This window comes from Prosthecodimorpha hirschii, from assembly GCF_001305515.1.
Classification (GTDB): Bacteria; Pseudomonadota; Alphaproteobacteria; order Rhizobiales; family Ancalomicrobiaceae; genus Prosthecodimorpha; species Prosthecodimorpha hirschii.
Genome location: NZ_LJYW01000001.1, coordinates 3,686,591 through 3,705,223, shown reverse-complemented (window position 1 = coordinate 3,705,223; position 18,633 = coordinate 3,686,591). Strand labels below are relative to the sequence as shown.

At 67.4% G+C, this 18,633-nt stretch carries 18 protein-coding genes; 8 read left to right on the top strand and 10 right to left on the bottom strand.

The annotated features are described in order from the left end of the window. The 5 genes from ABB55_RS16225 to ABB55_RS16205 form a co-directional block, all read right to left on the bottom strand. Positions 1–1,065, bottom strand: a complete 1,065-nt coding sequence (locus ABB55_RS16225; RefSeq protein WP_083463674.1) for an ABC transporter ATP-binding protein — start codon at positions 1,063–1,065, stop codon at positions 1–3. 10 nt (positions 1,066–1,075) lie between these two features. Further along, positions 1,076–2,155, bottom strand: coding sequence for an ABC transporter ATP-binding protein (locus ABB55_RS16220; protein ID WP_054359730.1), 1,080 nt, complete (start codon positions 2,153–2,155; stop codon positions 1,076–1,078). A 10-nt stretch (positions 2,156–2,165) separates the two neighbouring features. Continuing rightward, positions 2,166–3,074, bottom strand: a complete 909-nt coding sequence (locus tag ABB55_RS16215) for an ABC transporter permease (RefSeq protein ID WP_054362107.1) — start codon at positions 3,072–3,074, stop codon at positions 2,166–2,168. Positions 3,075–3,095: 21 nt separating this feature from the next. After that, positions 3,096–4,049 (bottom strand): ABC transporter permease, encoded by a 954-nt coding sequence (locus ABB55_RS16210; protein ID WP_054359729.1) that lies wholly within the window; start codon positions 4,047–4,049, stop codon positions 3,096–3,098. Positions 4,050–4,116: 67 nt separating this feature from the next. Beyond that, entirely contained in the window at positions 4,117–5,733 is a 1,617-nt protein-coding gene (locus tag ABB55_RS16205; RefSeq protein ID WP_054359728.1) for an ABC transporter substrate-binding protein, read from the bottom strand. Between the two features lie 572 nt (positions 5,734–6,305). On the opposite strand from ABB55_RS16205, the gene ABB55_RS16200 reads away from it, so the two are divergent. The 5 genes from ABB55_RS16200 (at position 6,306) to ABB55_RS16180 (ending at position 9,691) form a co-directional block, all read left to right on the top strand. Next, positions 6,306–6,515, top strand: coding sequence for a hypothetical protein (locus tag ABB55_RS16200; protein WP_054359727.1), 210 nt, complete (start codon positions 6,306–6,308; stop codon positions 6,513–6,515). A gap of 11 nt (positions 6,516–6,526) precedes the next feature. Then, positions 6,527–6,757: an amidase family protein gene (locus ABB55_RS16195; protein ID WP_054359726.1), complete on the top strand. Its 231-nt coding sequence runs from the start codon at positions 6,527–6,529 to the stop codon at positions 6,755–6,757. A 3-nt stretch (positions 6,758–6,760) separates the two neighbouring features. After that, a complete protein-coding gene (locus ABB55_RS16190; RefSeq protein ID WP_083463673.1) occupies positions 6,761–7,933 on the top strand; it encodes an amidase family protein in 1,173 nt (390 codons plus the stop codon). A gap of 121 nt (positions 7,934–8,054) precedes the next feature. Continuing rightward, the gene (locus ABB55_RS16185) at positions 8,055–8,252 is read left to right on the top strand and encodes a hypothetical protein (RefSeq protein WP_152982069.1); all 198 of its coding nucleotides are present in this window, start codon (positions 8,055–8,057) and stop codon (positions 8,250–8,252) included. Between the two features lie 5 nt (positions 8,253–8,257). After that, on the top strand, positions 8,258–9,691 hold the full coding sequence (locus ABB55_RS16180) for an amidase (RefSeq protein WP_054362106.1): 1,434 nt from the start codon (positions 8,258–8,260) through the stop codon (positions 9,689–9,691). A gap of 93 nt (positions 9,692–9,784) precedes the next feature. Here the strand turns inward: ABB55_RS16180 and ABB55_RS16175 are convergent, their stop codons facing one another. The 5 genes from ABB55_RS16175 to ABB55_RS16155 all read right to left on the bottom strand — a co-directional run bounded on the left by ABB55_RS16175 (position 9,785) and on the right by ABB55_RS16155 (position 14,485). Beyond that, a complete protein-coding gene (locus ABB55_RS16175) occupies positions 9,785–10,564 on the bottom strand; it encodes an SDR family NAD(P)-dependent oxidoreductase (protein WP_054359723.1) in 780 nt (259 codons plus the stop codon). 3 nt (positions 10,565–10,567) lie between these two features. Beyond that, a complete protein-coding gene (locus ABB55_RS16170) occupies positions 10,568–11,515 on the bottom strand; it encodes an acetamidase/formamidase family protein (RefSeq protein WP_054359722.1) in 948 nt (315 codons plus the stop codon). A gap of 31 nt (positions 11,516–11,546) precedes the next feature. Beyond that, complete coding sequence (locus ABB55_RS16165; protein WP_276326423.1) at positions 11,547–12,713, bottom strand: DMT family transporter; 1,167 nt, start codon at positions 12,711–12,713, stop codon at positions 11,547–11,549. A 145-nt stretch (positions 12,714–12,858) separates the two neighbouring features. Then, positions 12,859–14,277, bottom strand: a complete 1,419-nt coding sequence (locus ABB55_RS16160) for an Asp-tRNA(Asn)/Glu-tRNA(Gln) amidotransferase GatCAB subunit A (protein ID WP_054359720.1) — start codon at positions 14,275–14,277, stop codon at positions 12,859–12,861. 1 nt (position 14,278) lies between these two features. Next, positions 14,279–14,485: a hypothetical protein gene (locus ABB55_RS16155; protein ID WP_054359719.1), complete on the bottom strand. Its 207-nt coding sequence runs from the start codon at positions 14,483–14,485 to the stop codon at positions 14,279–14,281. A 565-nt stretch (positions 14,486–15,050) separates the two neighbouring features. On the opposite strand from ABB55_RS16155, the gene ABB55_RS16150 reads away from it, so the two are divergent. The 3 genes from ABB55_RS16150 to ABB55_RS16140 all read left to right on the top strand — a co-directional run bounded on the left by ABB55_RS16150 (position 15,051) and on the right by ABB55_RS16140 (position 18,621). Next, positions 15,051–16,652, top strand: coding sequence for an ABC transporter substrate-binding protein (locus ABB55_RS16150; protein WP_054359718.1), 1,602 nt, complete (start codon positions 15,051–15,053; stop codon positions 16,650–16,652). 96 nt (positions 16,653–16,748) lie between these two features. Continuing rightward, entirely contained in the window at positions 16,749–17,705 is a 957-nt protein-coding gene (locus ABB55_RS16145; RefSeq protein ID WP_054359717.1) for an ABC transporter permease, read from the top strand. Positions 17,706–17,718: 13 nt separating this feature from the next. Beyond that, the gene (locus ABB55_RS16140; protein ID WP_054359716.1) at positions 17,719–18,621 is read left to right on the top strand and encodes an ABC transporter permease; all 903 of its coding nucleotides are present in this window, start codon (positions 17,719–17,721) and stop codon (positions 18,619–18,621) included. The last annotated feature ends 12 nt before the right edge of the window (positions 18,622–18,633 follow it).

Sequence of the window (18,633 nt, the reverse complement as noted above, 5' to 3'; positions counted from 1 at the left end):
TCAACCGATGGCGAGGGGAGCGGAAGCCGCGTAGGCCGGATCGTCGCCGTGGCGCAGGCAGCGCACGATCCGTCCGGGACCGACCGTCTCGGCGGCCGGTTCGACGGCGAGGCAGTGCTCGCGCACGGATCGGCAGCGCGGCGCGAAGGCGCAGCCGGGCGGCAGGTCCGCAAGATCGGGCGGCGCGCCCGGGATGGCATCGAGCACCTTGCCGCGCATGCCGGCATGCACGGTCGAGCGCATCAGCCCCTCCGTATAGGGGTGACGCGGCGCGTCCATGATTTCGGCGACCGCGCCGAGCTCGACCAGGCGGCCGGCATACATCACGCCGATGCGGTCGGCGATTTCGGCTGCGACGCCGAGATCGTGGGTGACGAAGACCGTCGCCATGCCGAGCTCCTTCTGCAGTTCGCGCAGCAGCAGAAGCACCTGGATCTGGACGGTGGCGTCGAGCGCGGTGGTCGGCTCGTCGGCGAGCAACAGTTTCGGCGACAGCGACAGCGCGAGCGCGATCATGGCACGCTGGCGCAGGCCGCCGGACAATTCGTGCGGATAGTTGTCGAGCCGGCGCCGCGCCGACGGGATCTGGACCAGTTCGAGCAGCTGCAGCGCCCGCGCCCGCGCATCCGCCCAGGACATGCCCTTCTGCTCGACCAGGGCCTCGCCGATCTGCTGGCCGATCGTGAAGACCGGGTCGAGCGCGGTCATCGGCTCCTGAAAGATCATGGCGGCGAGCGACCCGCGCAGCCGCTTCAGGTCGTTTCTGGGCAGACCGAGCACGTCGATGCCGTCGATCGTGACGGTGCCGCCGAGCCGGGCGGTCGGCGGCAGGAGCCGGATCAGCGTGCGCATGGTCACGCTCTTGCCGGAGCCGGACTCGCCGAGCAGGCATAGAACCTCGCCCTTCAGCACGTCGAAGCTGACCCCGTTGATGACCTTCACGTCGGCATCGCGCGAGACGAAGCGCACGGTCAGGTCCCGGACCGAGACGAAGGGCGCCGTTGCCGCCGCGGCGGCGGGACCGGCATCGGCCGCAGGATCGGGCCTGGGATGGGGTACGGCCATGGGGTCCTCCTCAGACCGGCACTGCCGTGCCGCTATGACCGGATGCGGCCGCGACGGCATGGCAGGCGACCTTGTGGGCCGGGAAAGCGGGAAGCGCCGCCAGCGGCGGCTCGATCTCGGCACAGACGGCCTCGGCGAGCGGGCAGCGGGTGCGGAAGCGGCAGCCGGAGGGCGGATTGACCGGATTGGGCGGGTCGCCCGAGAGCGGGGGAACCGAGACGCGACGGCGCGGGTCCATCGACGGCCGCGACGACAGCAGCGCGCGGGTATAGGGATGCTGCGGCGCCTCGTAGAGCCGCTCGACCGGACCGATCTCGGCGACGCGGCCGAGATACATGACCATCACGCGGTCCGACACGTACTGGACCACGTTGAGGTCGTGGGAGATGAACAGATAGGTCAGCGACAGGCGGTCCTTGAGCGAGACCAGCAGGTTCAGGACCTGGGCCTCGACCGACTTGTCGAGCGCGGACACCGACTCGTCCAGAATGACCAGCCGGGGGTGCATCGCGAGCGCGCGGGCGATGTTGACGCGCTGGCGCTGGCCGCCCGACAGTTCGTGCGGATAGCGTTCGGCGAACAGCCTCGGATTGAGGCCGACCATGCCGAGCAGGTCGCGCGCCCGCTCCCGCGCCTCGCTCTTCGGCAGGCCATGCGATTTCGGTCCGAAGGCGATGGAATCGGCGATCGGCAGGCGCGGGTTGAGCGAGGCGTAGCTGTCCTGGAAGACCATCTGCATGTTGCGCTGCAGTTCGTCGACCGGAATGCCGCGCACCACGCCGACCGGATCGCCGTCGAAGACGATCGTGCCGGCATCCGGCTGGATCAGGTGCATCAGCAGGCGCGCCGTGGTCGACTTGCCGCAGCCGGATTCCCCGACGATGCCGAGCGTCTCGCCCTTGGCGACCTCGAAGGAGACGCCGTCGACCGCCTTCACGACGGCGCGGGACGGACTGAACAGGCTGCCCTTGATCGGGAAATGCTTCTTCAGGTCTTCGACCAGCAGCATCGGCTGCATCGGGCCGCCGCGGTCGCGGGGGTCGGCGGACACCGGCAGGCGGGGGTTTTCGGGGACGACGGCGAGTGTCATGGCGCGGCCCTCACCGGACATCCATGGCGGCGCGCAGTCCGTCGCTCATGAGGTTGAAGCACATCGAGGTCACGAAGATCATCACGCCGGGCAGGATGGCGTTGACCGGCGCCACATAGATCGACTGGCGCAGGGTGTTGAGCATCAGGCCCCAGTCGGCATTGGGCGGCGAGACGCCAAGACCGAGGAAGGAGAGGCCGGAGGCGAGCACGATGGCGACGCTGATCAGGCTCGAGGCATAGATCAGGATCGGCCCGAGCACGTTGGGCAGGATATGCTCGATCAGGATGCGCCAAGTCCGGGCGCCGGTGGCGCGGGCGGCCTCGACGAAATCCTCGTTGCGCACCTGGGTGGCGACGGTCTCCGAAACACGGGCGACCGGGGCGATGAAGACCAGCGACATGGCCACCAGCCCGTTGACCAGGCCGGCGCCGAGCGCGCCCGAGATGGCCACCGCCAGCAACACCGACGGGAAGGCGTAGAACACGTCCATCACGCGCATGATCAGCATGTTGGACCGCCCGCCCAGATAGCCGGCCAGGACGCCGAGCGTGCCGCCGATCACGGTCGCGACGAAGACCGGCATGAAGCCGGTGAAGAGCGAGATGCGGCCGCCATAGACCAGGCGGGTGAACATGTCGCGGCCGAGTTCGTCGGTGCCGAGAATGTGGTTCGGCGACCCCGGCGGCAGCAGGCGCCGGATCATGCTGGTCTTGTACGGGTCGGCCCAGGTGACGTAGGGCGCGAAGATCGCCGCCGCCAGGATGACGAACAGGATCGCGGCGCACACGATGGTGACGCGGTCGCGGGCGAGGCGCCGGCGGACGCCGGCCCAGTAGCTGCGCGAGACGCCGGCACGGGCCGGTCGGCCTGCATTGAGGACCTCGCTGACGGTCCGGATGGCGGCGGGTTCGGCCATGGCCATGGGGCGTCCTCCGGCTCAGGCGCGCTTGATGCGCGGGTCGAGGAAGGTCTGGAGGACATCCACGACCAGGTTGATGAAGACGAAGAAGATCGACAGGACGAGGATCGTCCCCTGCAGGATCGGCAGGTCGCGGGTGAAGATCGCGGTGTTGAGCAGGAAGCCGGTGCCGGGCCAGGAGAAGACGGTTTCGACCAGGATCGAACCGCCGAGCAGTTGGGCGAACTGCAGGCCGGCGACGGCCAGGATGGTCGGCCCGGCATTCTTGGCGACGTGATAGAGCACGCGGCCCTCGCCGATGCCCTTGGCCTGTAGCGTGCCGACGAAATCGCGCCGGCGGATGTCGGCGACGGTCGCGCGGACCGAGCGGGCGATGATGCCGGCCGGGATCACCGCCAGCGTGATGGCCGGCAGAACCAGGTGGCGCAGATGCGCCCAGTCGAAGGCGTAGCTCGACTGGCCGCCCGGCCCCATGCCCATGGCCGGCAGGGCACCGAGATTGACCGCGAAGATGACGACCAGCACCATTCCGAGCCAATAGTGCGGCACGCTGACCCCGGTCACCGCAACGGAGGTCACCGCCCGGTCGATCCAGCCGCCGACCGTGTAGCCGGCGACCGCCCCCATCAGTATGCCGAACGGGAAGCCGATCAGGACGGCGGCAAGCGCCAGATAGGCCGTATTGCACGCCGCCGGCAGGACTTCGGAAACGACCGGCCGGCGCGACTGGATGGACAGCCCGAAGTCGCCGGTCGCGACATTCTTCAGCCAGAGCAGGTATTGCACCGGCAGCGGCTTGTCGAAGCCATAGGCGATCTTGATCTGCTCGCGCATGTCCGGACCGGCATTGTCGGGCAGAACCGCACTCAGCGGATCGCCCGGCGCGAGGTGGATCAGCGAGAAGCAGATGATCGTCACGCCGAGCGTGATCGGCAGCGCATAGGCGATGCGGCGAAGAATGTAGCTGAGCATCCGGTGCTCCCCCCTGTCCGGCAGCGGAGGTCCGGCCGGCGCGGGCGAGGCGCCGGCCGGGCGACGATCACTTGTCGACCCAGACCGGCGTCAGGTCCTGGTACCAGCTCTGCGCCTGGACGAAGCCCTTCACCTTGGGACCGAGGCCGCGCGGGTTGAGATCGTGCACGACCCAGATCCAGACCGCCTTGTCGACCAGCTTGCCGTGGATCTCGGCCAGCACCTCGTCCTGCGCCTTGGGATCGAAGGTCGTCTTGGCCTTCTCGCCGAGCGCGTCGATCTCCGGGTCCGTGAAGGCGCCCCAGTTGTAGCCGGCCGGCGGCTTCAGCCGGCTCATCGAGATGCCGAGGATGCCGATGTCCGGGTCCCAATAGGCCCAGCTGTTGTTGATGCCGTTGAGACCCTTGGTCTCGGGCGACAGCGCGCCGGCGCGACGCTTGCCGCGCAGGGCCTCCCATTCCATCACCTCGAACTCGACCTGGAAGCCGACCGCGTTCAGGTTTTCCTGGATGAACTCGTTCATCGGCAGCGGCTGCATCTGGCCGGAGCCCGAGGTCGAGATGCCGAACTTGACCTTGGCCGGATGCTTTTCGTCGAAGCCGGCCTCCTTCATCAGCTTCTTGGCCGCGTCCGGATCGTATTTGATCTCGAAGGTCGGCTTGCCGTACCAGGGATGGCCCTTGTTGACCTGCCCGGAAGCCGGCGTCGCCAGGCCGCCGAGGAACTTGGCGAGGCCTTCGCGGTCGATCGCCAGATTGGCCGCCTTGCGCACCCGCACGTCCTTGAACGGGCTGTCGTCCGCGTAGGACAGCTGGTAGGGCCAGATATGCGGATAGACATTGGTGATGATCTGCATGCCGGACTGCTTCAGGCGCGGCACCGCGTCCGGCGGCGGGGCTTCGATGAAGTCGACCTGATCGGACAGCAGCGCGGCCGTGCGGGTCGAGCTGTCCGGCATGCACATCAGAACCAGGCGATCCGACTTCGGCACCCGCTTGGGGTCCCAATAGTTCGCATTCCGAAGCAGCTCCGCACGCTCGCGCGGGACCAGCTTGTCGAGAATCCAGGGTCCGGTGCCGGACGGCCGCTTGGCGAATTCGGCCCAGTTCCGGCCGACCTCCTCCCAGCGCTTCGGGCTCGAATAGACGATGCCGGAAATCTGGTACGGGAACACCGCGTCCGGCGTCTTGGTCGTGATCTCGACCGTCATCGCATCGATCTTGCGGTAGCTATCGATCCCGCCGAAATATTGCGAGGCCTGGGCTGCCTGCGACGGGTCGTATTGGGCACTGTCCTTCTTCAGCAGTTTGTCCAGGTTCCACACCACCGCATCGGCATCGAAGCCGGAACCGTCGTGGAACTTGACGCCCTCGCGCAGCTTGAAGGTCCAGATCTTCTTGGTGGCGTCGTCGACCTTCCATTCGGTCGCGAGGCCCGGCTTCAGGACGGCGGGCTTCTCGTAGGACGACAGATCCCACAGGATCAGGGCGTCGTAGAGCGAGAGCCCCATGAACCGGACGCCTTCGCCGCCCTGGTTCGCCTGGCCGGTGGTCAGCGGCACGTCCGCGGCGGTCATTCCGACCCGCAGAACCTTTTCGGCGGCCACAGCCGGCTGAGACGCATAGGCGATGGGGGTGGCAAGGCCGGCAAGAAGGAAAGCCTTGACGAGTGTGCGGCGACGCATCGGATGGGCTCCGTGGCTGATGGCCTTCGTGGAGGGCGGACCGTCTCCGGGTCCCGGCGCGACAGGGGAAGCGCATCCTGCGACGTGCCGCCGAGCGGTCGGCCGCAGCACCCCCGGACACAAACGATAGACGTGCCATAAAATGGATACAATAATTGCCACTGTCGAAAGATCGTGCACCACCGTCTTTTTAAATCGTATTATTTTTCAATATCTTATAGGATTGGCTCCGAAATATGTCGATCAATTGCGCAGTGCACCATGGCCGGAATGCGTACAGTATGGGCGAATTGCGCGGCACGGTATCGCGCCGCAACCGATCATGGATTGCGGGCAATCTGACAAGACCCTAGGGATAGCCGCCCGTCTTCCGCCCGGTCAATCCATTGTAATATAGCCATATTTTTCCATTCCTGCAGACACAGGTTCAGCCGGCGAATCCCGCATCCTCTCGCGCAGATCAGGCTTGCGCCGGGCATGGCATGCCGATTGCAGAAATTTCGCCGCCGATTGTATTCAATCTCGGCCGCGCCGGCGCCCAACCGGGCGGTTCCGTTGCAGAGGAAAGCGACATGTCGCGTCCGATCGAGAAGCCTGCCGCCAAGGCCACGACCGAGGAGATCGCGCTCCTGGTCAAACTGGCTCGTCTGGATCCCGCGCCGGCCCAGTTCGACGAAATCGTCGAAGCCTATGGCTTCATCCAGGAGATGACCGCGCGCCTGCACACCCATTTCGACTTCTCGGCCGAACCGGCCCACGTCTTCACACCGGTCAAGTTCTGAGGCTGCGCGCCATGTCCGACATCCATCTCCTCACCATGGCCGAGATCGTCGGCCTCTACCGCAAGCGCAAGCTCTCGCCGGTCGAGTTGACCAGGACCTATCTCGACCGGATCGAACGGCTCGACGAGCACCTGGTCAGCTTCGTGCTGCCGACGCCCGAGCGCGCGCTCGCCGATGCGCGCCGTGCCGAGGACGAGTTCATGCGCGGTATCGACCGTGGCCCGATGCAGGGCGTGCCCTAATGCCTGAAGGACATCATCGAGACGGCCGGCATCCGTACCACCGGCCAGTCGCGCTCGCTCGCCACCCATGTCCCGGCCGAGGACGCCACCGTGGAGGCTCGGCTCCGCGCCGGCGGCGGCGTGCTGCTCGGCAAGAACACGACGTGGGAATTCGCCCATGGCGGCCCGTCCTGGGATGCCTTCGCCCCACCGGCACGCAACCCCTGGAACACCGACCATCATCCCGCCGGCTCCTCGTCCGGCTCGGCGGCCGCGGTTGCGGCCGGCCTGGCGGCGACCACGATCGGCTCGGATACCGGCGGTTCGATCCGGTTGCCGGCGGCCGTCTGCGGCCTGTCGGGCCTCAAGGCGACCTACGGCCGGGTCAGCCGCAAGGGCGTGCTGCCGAACTGCTTCAGCCACGATCATGTCGGCCCGCTCGCCTGGACGACGGAGGACGTGGCCTTGACCATGCAGGTGATCGCCGGCCACGACCCGGGCGATCCGGGCAGCGCCGACGTGCCGGTGCCCGACTATCGGGCGGCGCTGAACGGGTCCTGCGCGGGGCTGACGCTCGGGGTGCCATGGCGCTGGCTCGACGAGGCGAAGTCTTCCGATTCGGTGCGGGCGGCCTTTGCGGCGGCGCTCGAGGCGCTCAAGGGGCTCGGCGCGACCGTCGTCGACATCGAGCTGCCGTCGATCGAACTCTACTCGGACTCCAAGAAGACCATCGCCATGTCGGAGCTGTTCTCGATCCACGAGAAGACGCTCAGGACCGCGCCCGAACTGTTCGGCGACAGCCTGCGCTACCGCATCCAATGCGGCGCGCTGATCCGGTCCGAGGACTATGTCCAGGCCATGCGCATGCGCAGCGCCCTGACCGCCAACATGCAGGCCATGTTCGCCAGGGTCGACGCCATCGTGCTGCCGACCGCGGAGCCTGCCGGCAAGCTCGAGCCGACCCCGCACAGCTGGCTGTTCAAGCATGCCTCGCTGACCACGCCGTTCAACTCGACCGGCCATCCGGCCCTGTCGGTGTGCATGGGCTTCGCCGCCAACGGCCTGCCGCTGTCGCTGCAGATCGCCGGCCGGGCCTTCGACGAGGCGACCGTGATGCGGATCGGCGACGCCTACGAGAAGGCGACGCCGTGGCGCGACCGCCGCCCCGCCATCGCCAAAGCGCTCGAAGCCGCCTGATCATCACCGCGAGATCCCCGGCTGCGGGACACCGCGCGAGCGTCCGACGGCCGATTTCCGCCGGCGGCTCGACCCGCCCCGGCACCCGCTCCGCGCCATCGCTCCCAGGAGGAACTGCCCCGTGAAACGCGATCTCATCGAACTGGCGGAAGCGACCGCCGACATCTGGTCCGCGGTCCGTCCGCCCAATGCCGCGGCGATCGAAATGACCCGCGGTCTCGGGCCGGTGATCACCGGCTTCGAGGCGTTGCGCGGTCAGTTGGCCTTCGAGGACGAGCCGTCGTCCTTCGAGGCCGCCCTCCTGGCGACCAAGGAGTGATGGCCATGAACGCCCCTCTCAAGACGTCCACCGCCCTGACCGACGTGACCCTGGTCGAGGCCGCCGACATGGTGGCGCGCGGCGAGACCACCTCGGTGGCCCTGACCGCCGCCGCCATCGAGGCCTTCAAGAGCAAGGATGCCAAGGTCAATGCGCTGATCTGGATGGACGAGCAGAACGCCCTGGAAACCGCCGAGGCGCTCGACCGGATGCGCAAGGCCGGCCGGATCACCGGACCGCTGCACGGCGTGCCGCTCGCCCACAAGGATATGTACTATCAGGCCGGCAAGCCCTGCACCTGCGGCTCGGCGATCCGCAAGGACTTCCGGCCGGCCTATACGGCGACCGTGATCGACCGGCTGCACGGGGCGGGCTCGATCACGCTCGGCGGGCTGAACATGGCCGAGTTCGCCCAGAATCCCTCCGGTCACAACCGGCATTTCGGTCATTGCCACAATCCCTGGAGCCTCGACTACTGCACCGGCGGATCGTCATCGGGGTCCGGTGCGGCCGTCGCCGCCCGCTTCATCTATGGCGCCCTCGGCTCCGACACCGGCGGTTCGATCCGCCTGCCGGCCTCGATCTGCGGCGTTACCGGCATCAAGGGCACCCAGACCCGCGTCTCGCGCTACGGCGTGATGCCGCTGTCCTTCTCGGCCGACAATGTCGGCCCGCTCGCCCGCACCGCGCGCGACTGCGCCCGCATCCTGTCGGTCATCGCCGGCGCCGATCCGATGGACCCGACCGCCGCCACCGAACCGGTGCCGGACTACGAGAGCCTGCTCGACGGCGACGTGCGCGGCCTCAGGATCGGCGTTCCGACCAACTACTTCTTCGACAATGTGGATCCCGAGGTCGGCGCGGCCTTCGAGGCGGCCATGGCGGTCCTGCAGGCGCGCGGCGCCGAGATCGTCCCGGTCACCATCCCGCATATGGACGCCGTGGTGGCCTATGGCTCGATCGTCTCGCGCTGCGAAGGCGCGACCATCCATGCGCAATGGATGCGCGAGCGTCCGGACGACTATGCGGTGCATCTGAACGCCCGCCTCTATGGCAGCTATTCCATTCCGGCCGTCTACTATGTCGAGGCGCTCGCCCGCCGCGGTGCGATCCTCAAGGCGGTCGCCTCGGATGTGTTCGGCGCCTGCGATGTCTTTGCGACGCCGACGCTGCGCTACAAGGTTCCGACCCTGCTCGAGACCGATATCGATGCGGGAACGGAGGGCGCGATCGAGAAGTTCAACGCCATCTCGATCAACACGCGCCCGATCAACTATCTCGGCCTGCCCTCGGTCAGCGTGCCCTGCGGCTTCGATTCCAACGGCGTGCCGATCGGCTTCCAGATCCAGGGCCGTCCCTTCGCCGAGGGCCGCGTGCTCAAGGTCGCCGAGGCCTATCAGCGCGACACCGATTGGCACGCCCGGAAGCCGGCGGTCTGACCGGGGCCGTCGCGCCTGACGATGCCCGCCACCGGACACCCGGCGGCGGGCTCTTGTCGATCCGGACCGGTGCCGCGGCGCGACGGGGCTCCGTCAACGGATCGACGGCCGCCTTTGTCCGCCGTCGACATGGATGTCGGTGCCGTTGACCCAGCGGGCCCGGGGCGACACCATGAAGGCGATCACCTCGGCCACTTCCGTGTCGCTGCCGAGCCGGCCCCACGGGAAGTCCTCGCTCTCGAACTTGGCAAAATCGTCGGGCCGTTCGGAGCGGATCCGCTCCCAGGTGCCGCCGGCAAACAGGATCGAGCCGGGCGAGACCGCGTTGACGCGGATGCGCCGGGCCCCGAGCTCCCAGGAGAGATTGCGCGCGGCGTGGATCAGCCCCGCCTTGGCGGCGGCATATTGGGCCGCGCGCATCGAGGGCGCACGGCCCGAGATCGAGGCGACGAATATCACCGAGCCGTCGCCGCTCGCCTCCAGATGGGGCACGGCGGCGCGCGTCGCCGCGATGGCATGGCCGACATTGAAGCGGAAGGTCGCCTCGAAATCCTCATCCGTGCCGGCGACCAGCTCGCGTTCGCCGAAGGAGCCGCCCGCATTGGCGATCAGCAGGTCGAGCCGCCCGAAGCGTTCGACCGTCGCTGTCACCGCGCGCGCCGCCTCGGCCGGGACGGTCAGGTCCGCGGCGATGGCGAGCGCCGGCACGCCGAGGGCCTCGATCTCCGCCGCCGTGGCGGCGAGCCGCTCCGGGCCGCGCGCGGCGATCGCCACGGCAACCCCCTCGCGGGCCAGGGCGAGAGCCGTCGCCCGTCCGATGCCGCGACTGCCGCCGGTGACGAGGGCGACCTTGCCGTTCAATCCGAGATCCATCGGTCAGCCCGCCTTGGCTTCGAGCAGCGCCTTGGCGATCATGCAATGGATGCCCTTCGAGACGTTCACGGTCTGGGTGACGCGCAGATCGGCGGCGAGCGAGCAGAGCGTGTAGGCGTCCTCCCGCGAAAGGCCTGCCGTCTCGCCCATCAGCACGATCATGTCGCGCAACGCCCGGACGACGCACTGGTCGAGGTCGGGATCCATGCCCATGGTCAGAAGATGGGTCGGCGTCTCCGCACGCGGATAGGTGAAGCGCAGATCCTTGCGCAGCGTGAAGCGGAAGGTGCCCTGCAGCGCGGTCTCGATCGCGGTGACGTTGACCTCGCCGTCGCCCTGCGCGCCATGCCCGTCACCGCAGGAGAACAGCCCGCCGGGCGCGAAGACCGGCAGATAGAGCGTGGCGCCCTTGACCAGTTCCTTGTTGTCGAGATTGCCGCCATGGGCGCGCGGGATGATCGACGTGATGCGCCCCCAGGCCGCCGGCGGCGCCACGCCCATCACCCCGAAGAAGGGCGCGAGCGGCAGGTCGAGCCCCCAGGGCAGCTTGCCGACCATCGCGGTCCGATCGAGCGGAATGTTCAGGAGCCGGGGCTCGTGGAAATCGTCGATCAGCGTTCCGGCGAGCGGACGGATGAAATTGTATCCCCAGTCCTGGCGCAGATCGATGTCGAGAATGTCGACCTGCAGCACGTCGCCGGGTTCGGCCCCGGCGACAGCCACCGGCCCGGTCAGGATATGGCCCGGCAATTGCCGTTCGGAGCGGGCATGAACGTCGTGAATCTCCGGCGGGATGTGGAAGTCGCCCTTGGGCAGAACCTCCGGAGGGCCGGACAGGCAGTCGATCGTGACGGTGTCGCCGGATTCGACGGCGAGCACGGGCTTCAGCCGGGCATCGAAGAAACCCCAGTGGCAGGTTTCGACCGAGGCCTTCAGATGGTGATGGGACATGCTGGCATCTCCGGAGCGGGGCGTCAGGGCGTCAGGGCGTTTCAGCGCCGGGCGGTCGGGGCGCGACGGCGGCCATGCCGCGCCCCTCCGTGCCGGCATTGCGGCGGACAGTGTAGACGGTGGCGGCGACGACGATCGAGGCGCCGATGAAGGTCGGCAGCGACGGCAGCTCGGCGAAGACGGCGAAGCCGATCCCGGTCGCGATCAGCAGCCGGACGAAGTCGAGCGGTGCCAGGGCGGCGGCCTCGCCGACCTGATAGGCGCGGGTGATCAGATACTGGCCGGCCGTGCCGACGACGCCGATCAATCCGATCAGCAGCCACTCCCGCGGCGTCGGGTTCTCCCACCACAGAACCGTCGGCACGATCAGCGCGAGACAGAGGACGATGGCCTGGTAGAGCAGGATCGTGGCGGTCTTCTCCGACTGCGCCAGCATGCGCACCGTGACGGTGATGCCGGAGCCGAACAGGGCGCCGATCACCGCAAACAGGCCGTAGGGGTTGGACAGGCCGTCGCCGGTCGGGCGCAGCATGATCAGGACGCCGACGAAGCCGATCAGCGTGGCGGCCCAGCGCCGCCAGCCGACCGCCTCCTTCAGGATCACCACGGCGAGGATGGTGACGAACAGGACCTGGCTGAAGCCCAGCGCGGTGGCGTCGGCGAGCGGCACATGGATGATCGCCGTGAAGCCGAACAGCATCGACATCAGCGAGAACAGGCCACGGGTGATCTGGAGCGACAGGCGGCTGGTGCTGAGCGCATGGCGGATGTCGTGCAGGAACAGCGGCATCAGCAGCACCGTCATGATCACCTGGCGCAGCAGCAGCACTTGCGGCAAGGGCACCCGCGTGCCGATCGCCTTGATCGCCGCGGTCATCACTGAGAAGACCACGAAGGCGGCGATCATCAGGATGGAGCCGCGCAGATTGTCGGGCGCCCGATCCCACCAGGCCCGCCATCGGGCGATCCCGCCCGGCCGCGGCCGCAGGCGGTGGACCCTGGCCGCGATCGACAGCGGTCGCGCTGGCCGCGGTGCAGCGGCAGGGTCTTCCGCTGCCGCAGGCTCTGCCAGCGGCGGTGGTTCGGTCGACGGCAGGCGGCCCGGATCCGCGGCCCGGCAATCGCGATGCGGCGCCGCTTCGCTTTCGCCGCCCGGGATCCCGCTCGGGGCCGGCTCTATCAGATCGTCGTCATGCATCCGGCCGGCGACGCCCGCACGTTCCATCACGGCCGCTCCGCCGGCTGGCGGGAGCGCCCGGCCGCACCGGAACGATGCGGGTCCTGCGCGCCCGCGCCAGGGTCGGGCATCGGCCTCGGACGGCATCCGGCCGATGCGCGACCGGTCATGCGGCCTTCGCGAGATCGAGCGCCGGCCGCAGCGCGGTCAGCCCCGTCGCCGCCTCGAAGGCCTGCCCCATGCGCAGGACGGTCGCGTCTTCGAAGGGTCGTCCGACGATCTGCATGGACAGCGGCAGCCCAGACTTGGAGAAACCGGTCGGGATCGACATCGCCGGATTGCCGGTCAGGTTATACGGGATGGTCTGGATCGGCCAGTTCGGCGGATTGCCCTGGGGCATCTCGTCGAAGCGCGGCGCCGGCGCCAGGGCCGAGGCGGTGATGATGGCATCGTAGCGGCCGAGAATGTCCCGGTTGAGGAGCAGCGACAGCTTGCGCCGGACGCGGAAGGCCTGGGTCAGGTCGGACGCGGAGATCAACGCGCCGAGCACCATGCGCAGATGGGTCAGCCGGCCATAGTCGAGCGGCCGCGTCTGCAGGTTCTTCTCGTGCACCGCATAGGCTTCCGAAAACAGGATCAGGCGTCCGGCCGCATTGAACAGGTCGTAGTCCGGCAGCGCGATCTCCTCGACGGTGGCGCCGAGCTTTTCGAAGGTCGCCGCCGCCTGCTCGATCGCCGCGGCGGTTTCGGGCGACAGCCCGACCGCATCCTTGTAATGGCAGCGCGGCAGGGCGATGCGCATGCCCTCGACGCCCTTGCCGAGATCGGCGACGAAATTCGGCACCGGCAGATCGGCGGAGGCCGGATCCTCGGGATCGTGGCCGGCGATCGCCTGCATGGTCAACGCACAATCCTCGACCGACCAGGTCAGAGGACCGGCATGGTCGAGCGTGAAGGAAAGCGGGAAGATGCCGCGCCGGGAGACCAGCCCGTAGGTCGGCTTCAATCCGACGGTGCCGCAATAGGCGGCCGGGCCGCGGATCGAACCGCCGGTATCGGAGCCCATCGCCATCCGGCAGAAGCCGGCGGCGACCGCGGCTCCCGACCCGGACGACGAACCGCCGGTGATGTGATCCGGGTTCCAGGGATTGCGTGCCGGCGGGAAGGGCAGATCGAAGCTCGGGCCACCGAAGGCGAATTCATGAGTGGCGAGCTTGCCGAGGAGAACGCCGCCGGCCGCCTTGAGCTTGGTCTCGACCACGCAATCCTCAGCGGGGACGTTGTCGACCAGAAGCTTGGAATGGCAGGTCGAGCGGATCCCTGCCGTCATGTAGATGTCCTTGAGCCCATAGGGGATGCCCTGCAGGGGCCCCTTGTCGACCCCTTGCGCGAAATCGGCATCGGCGGCCGCGGCATCGGCCATCGCCCGCTCCCCGGTCACCGTGATGAAGCTCGCCAGGACATCGTCCAGCGCCGCGATGCGGGCGAGACTGGCCTCGGTCAGCGCGGAGGAGGTCAGCGAACCGGCGCGGATCATCCGCCCGGCCTCGGCGATCGACAGGTCGTGCAGCGGCTTGCTCGTCATGTCACGCGCCCCGGACGATGTTGGCGAAGGTATAGATGTTGGCCGGCTCGTCGGCCGGCGTGATCTCGACCGTGCGCAGCAGCGCGGCGAGGCGCTTCACGTCCTGGTACCCGGCCAGGATGGCCTCGCGGCGGTCATGCTGGATCGCGATGCCGGCCTTGGCGGCCAGGACATCAAGTTCGACGGCAAGCGTTGCGGCATCGGTCATGCGATGGCCTCCGGGGCAAGGGGACAGGCATCGGACGAAATCGCGTCCGAACGGCCGGCACAGCCATTTTTGTATCCAATGATGCGAGTGCGAACAATCAACCGCGGCGCAAATATTTTGGGCGCGAGCGCGCCGCAATACCGGCCCCGGCGCTCGCGCATAGCGGTGCAAGCTACTGATTTTATAAGTATATTTTAATCGATGCCGAAGCCATGTGCGGAATCCTGGACGGGATGCACAAAGTTCCGTCATGCGATCGTCAGAAACTGTCCTCAATCGATAAATTGTATCCTAAACGCCGACACGGCCGGCGCACGCGCCGGTTTCCGAGCCCACCGCGGCCGGGGCAGATGCTCGACCTTCGCTGACGAAATGCCGCGGAAAGGCGGAAAAAGCGCAGTGTTTGCAGCGTCACCCGCGGGTTCCGGCCGGCCGTCAGGCGATCGGCGCCGCAGGATTGCGCACAATCTGCCGGAAGGCTGGCACGACCGTTGCTGTTTGCTGTGCAGCATGGCGTCGACCGCAAGAGGTGGTCGACCGCCCTCTCGTGATTGGAGGCTTCGACATGAAGACGAGCTTCAAATGGCTTGCCGCCGCCGGACTGGTCATGGGTCTCGCCGCCACCGCGGCGGTCCCGTCGGCCCATGCCGAAAGCGTGCTGCGCGTGGCCATGACGGCCGGCGACATTCCCGACGTGACCGGGCAGCCGGACCAAGGTTTCGAGGGCTATCGCTTCGTCGGCTATTCGATCTACGACGCGCTGATCAATTGGGATCTGACCAAGTCCGACCGGGAAGCCACGTTGAAGCCCGGCCTCGCCACCAAATGGTCGATCGATCCCGCCGACACCAAGCGCTGGATCTTCGAACTGCGCAAGGGCATCACGTTTCACGACGGCTGTCCATTCAATGCCGATACGGTCGTCTGGAACGTCAAGCGCCTGACCGACAATACGGTGCCGCAGTTCGTCGCCAAGCAGTTCGCGGCGATGCGCACCCGCACGGTCAACATCGCCGGCGTCGAAAAGATCGACGACGGCAAGGTCGCCATCATCATGAAGGAGCCCGACTCGCTCTTCTACATCCAGATGAGCTTCTGGATGATGGTATCCAATTGCCAGTTCGAAAAGGCCGGCAACGACAACGGCAAATATGCCCTGATGCCGTCCGGCACCGGCCCCTACAAGTTCGACAAGTTCGTGCCCCGCGAGCGCCTGGAACTGGTGCGCAATGCCGACTACTGGGACACGCCGCGCATCCCGAAACATGATCGGCTGGTGCTGATCCCCATGCCGGAGGCGACCACCCGGGCCGCGGCGCTGCTCGCCGGTCAGGTCGACTTGGTCGAGGCGCCGTCGCCCGACACCGTGCCGCGCCTGAAGCAGTCCGGCATGATGGTGCTGACCAACGCCTATCCGCACAATTGGGCCTATCAGCTCAACTTCGTCGAAGGTCCGTTCAAGGACAAGCGCGTCCGTCAGGCGGCCAACTACGCGCTGAACCGCGCGGACATGAAGGAGATGCTCGGCGGCTTCATGATCGAAGGCTACGCCACCGTGCCGCCGAACTCGGCCTGGTACGGCAAGCCGGTCAAATACGAGTACGATCCCAAGAAGGCGACCGCCCTGCTCAAGCAGGCCGGCTGCTATCCGTGCGACGTCACCTTCGCGATTTCGACCTCCGGCTCCGGCCAGATGCAGCCCCTGCCGATGAACGAGCTGGTCAAGGCACAGCTCGAGGAGGCCGGCTTCAAGGTCAAGCTGGAAGTGATGGACTGGAATGCGCTCCTCGACGTGACGTTCAAGGGACGCGAGAAGTTTCCGCAATATCATGCCGTCAATGTCAGCCGCGCCACCCAGGACCCCTTCTCGGGCATCTTCCGCTTCGCCATGAAGTCGCAAAATGCACCCGCCGGCGGAAACTGGGGCTGGTACTACAATGCCGAGGTCGAAGACCTCATCAAGAAGATCTATACGACCTTCGACGAGACGCAGCGCGACAAGATGATCGTCAAGGTCCACGAGATCATGAACGACGACGCCGCGATGATCTGGGTCGCCCATGACGTGAACCCGCGCGCCCTGTCGCCGAAGCTGAAGGGGTTCGTCCAGGCGCAGAGCTGGTTCCAGGACCTGACCCCGATCGTCGTCGAGGACAAGACGAACTGATGCCACCGCGGGTCCGGTGCGCCGGGCCCGCGCTGATGCCGAGGCCCGGATCGTCGGGCCCGCCTCTCCCGCATCCCTGGCCCGGGAGTACCGCCCATGTGGCTCTACGTCGCCCGCCGCATTCTCTACGCCGTCCCGATCGCCCTCGGCGTCACCGCCTTCTGCTTCGCGCTGGTCTATCTGGCGCCCGGCAATCCGCTGCAGCTGCTCCTGCCGCCGGATGCCTCCGCGGAGGTAATCGAGCTGATCAAGAAGACCTACGGCTTCGACAAGCCGATCCCGGTGCAATACGCGATCTGGCTCGGTCGCGCCCTGACCGGTGATCTGGGCGTCTCGATTGCGACCAACCGGCCGGTCACCGGCGAAGTGCTCGGCGCCCTGTCCAATACCGTCATCCTGTCCGTCGCCGCGGTGATCCTGGCCTTCTCGCTCGCCTTCACGCTCGGCCTGCTCGCCGCCTGGTTCAACGGCCGCTGGGTCGACCGCCTGGTCACGGGCTTCTCGATCGTCGGCGTCAGCGTGCCGAACTACTGGCTCGGCATGGTGCTGATCATCGTCTTCGCGGTGAACATGAACTGGCTGCCGGCGACCGGCATGGGATCGAAGGGCTCGGAAAGCTTCCGGCTGACCGACTGGGAGCAGTTGCGTCACGCCATCCTGCCGGTCGTGACCATGTCGATGATCCCGCTCGGGATCATCATGCGGACGACGCGCTCGGCCGTGTCCGAAGTGCTCAACCACGACTTCGTCCAGACCCTGCGCGCCAAGGGCCTGGGCGAATTCGCGGTGCTGCGCCATGCGGTGCGCAACGCCCTGCCGGCGGTCCTGGCCGTGATGGGCCTCCAGTTCGGCTACCTGATGGGCGGATCGATCCTGATCGAGACGATCTTCACCTGGCCCGGCACCGGGTTCCTGCTCAACAAGGCGATCCTGACCCGCGACATCCCGGTCCTGCAGGGCACCATCCTGGTGCTCGCCCTCATCTTCGTCGCCACCAATCTGGCCGTCGATCTGATCCAGACCGCCGTCGATCCGCGCATCAAACGGGCATGAGGAGGACGTCGCCATGACCGACATCACCTTTGGCGCAGCCAATCCGGCCAAGGTCGACACCGCTCCGCCCGTCAAGGTGCGCGGCTACTGGCAGTCCGTCGCCTACCGGCTGCGCTACGACTACGTCACGCTGGTCTTCGGCTTCATCATCCTGGCCATCGTCCTCGCGGCGCTGCTGTCGCCCTGGATCGCGCCGATGGACCCGCAGAAGACCTCGATGGTCTATCGGCTGAAGCCGATCGGCTTCAAGCAGTTCACGCTCGGCACCGACGAACTCGGCCGCGACATCCTCTCCCGCCTGCTCTGGGGCGGACGCACCTCGCTCCTGATGGGCGTCGTGCCGGTCGGCCTGGCGGTCCTGATCGGCGGCACGCTCGGCGTCATCGCCGGCTTCATCGGCGGCAAGATCAACATGCTGATCATGCGCACGATGGACATCTTCTACGCCTTCCCGTCGATCCTGCTGGCGGTGGCAATCTCCGGCGCCATGGGCGGCGGCATGGCCAACGGCATGCTGGCCCTGACGCTGGTCTTCATTCCGCCGCTCTGCCGCATCGCCGAAACCGCGACGACCCAGGTCCGCGGTCTCGATTTCGTCGAAGCCGCCCGTGCCTCGGGCGCCGGCACGGCGTCGATCATCGTTCACCACATCCTCGGCAACGTGCTGGCGCCGGTCTTCGTCTATGCCTCCGGGCTGGTCTCGGTCTCGATCCTGATCGCCTCGGGCCTGTCCTTCCTCGGCCTCGGCGTCGAGCCGCCGACGCCCGACTGGGGACTGATGCTCTCGACGCTGCGCCAGGCCATCTACGTCAACCCCTGGGTCTGCGCGCTGCCGGGCGCGGCGATCTTCATCACCTCGCTCTCCTTCAACATGGTCTCGGACGGATTGCGCCAGGCCATGGACGTGAAGATGTGACCCCGGAGGCGA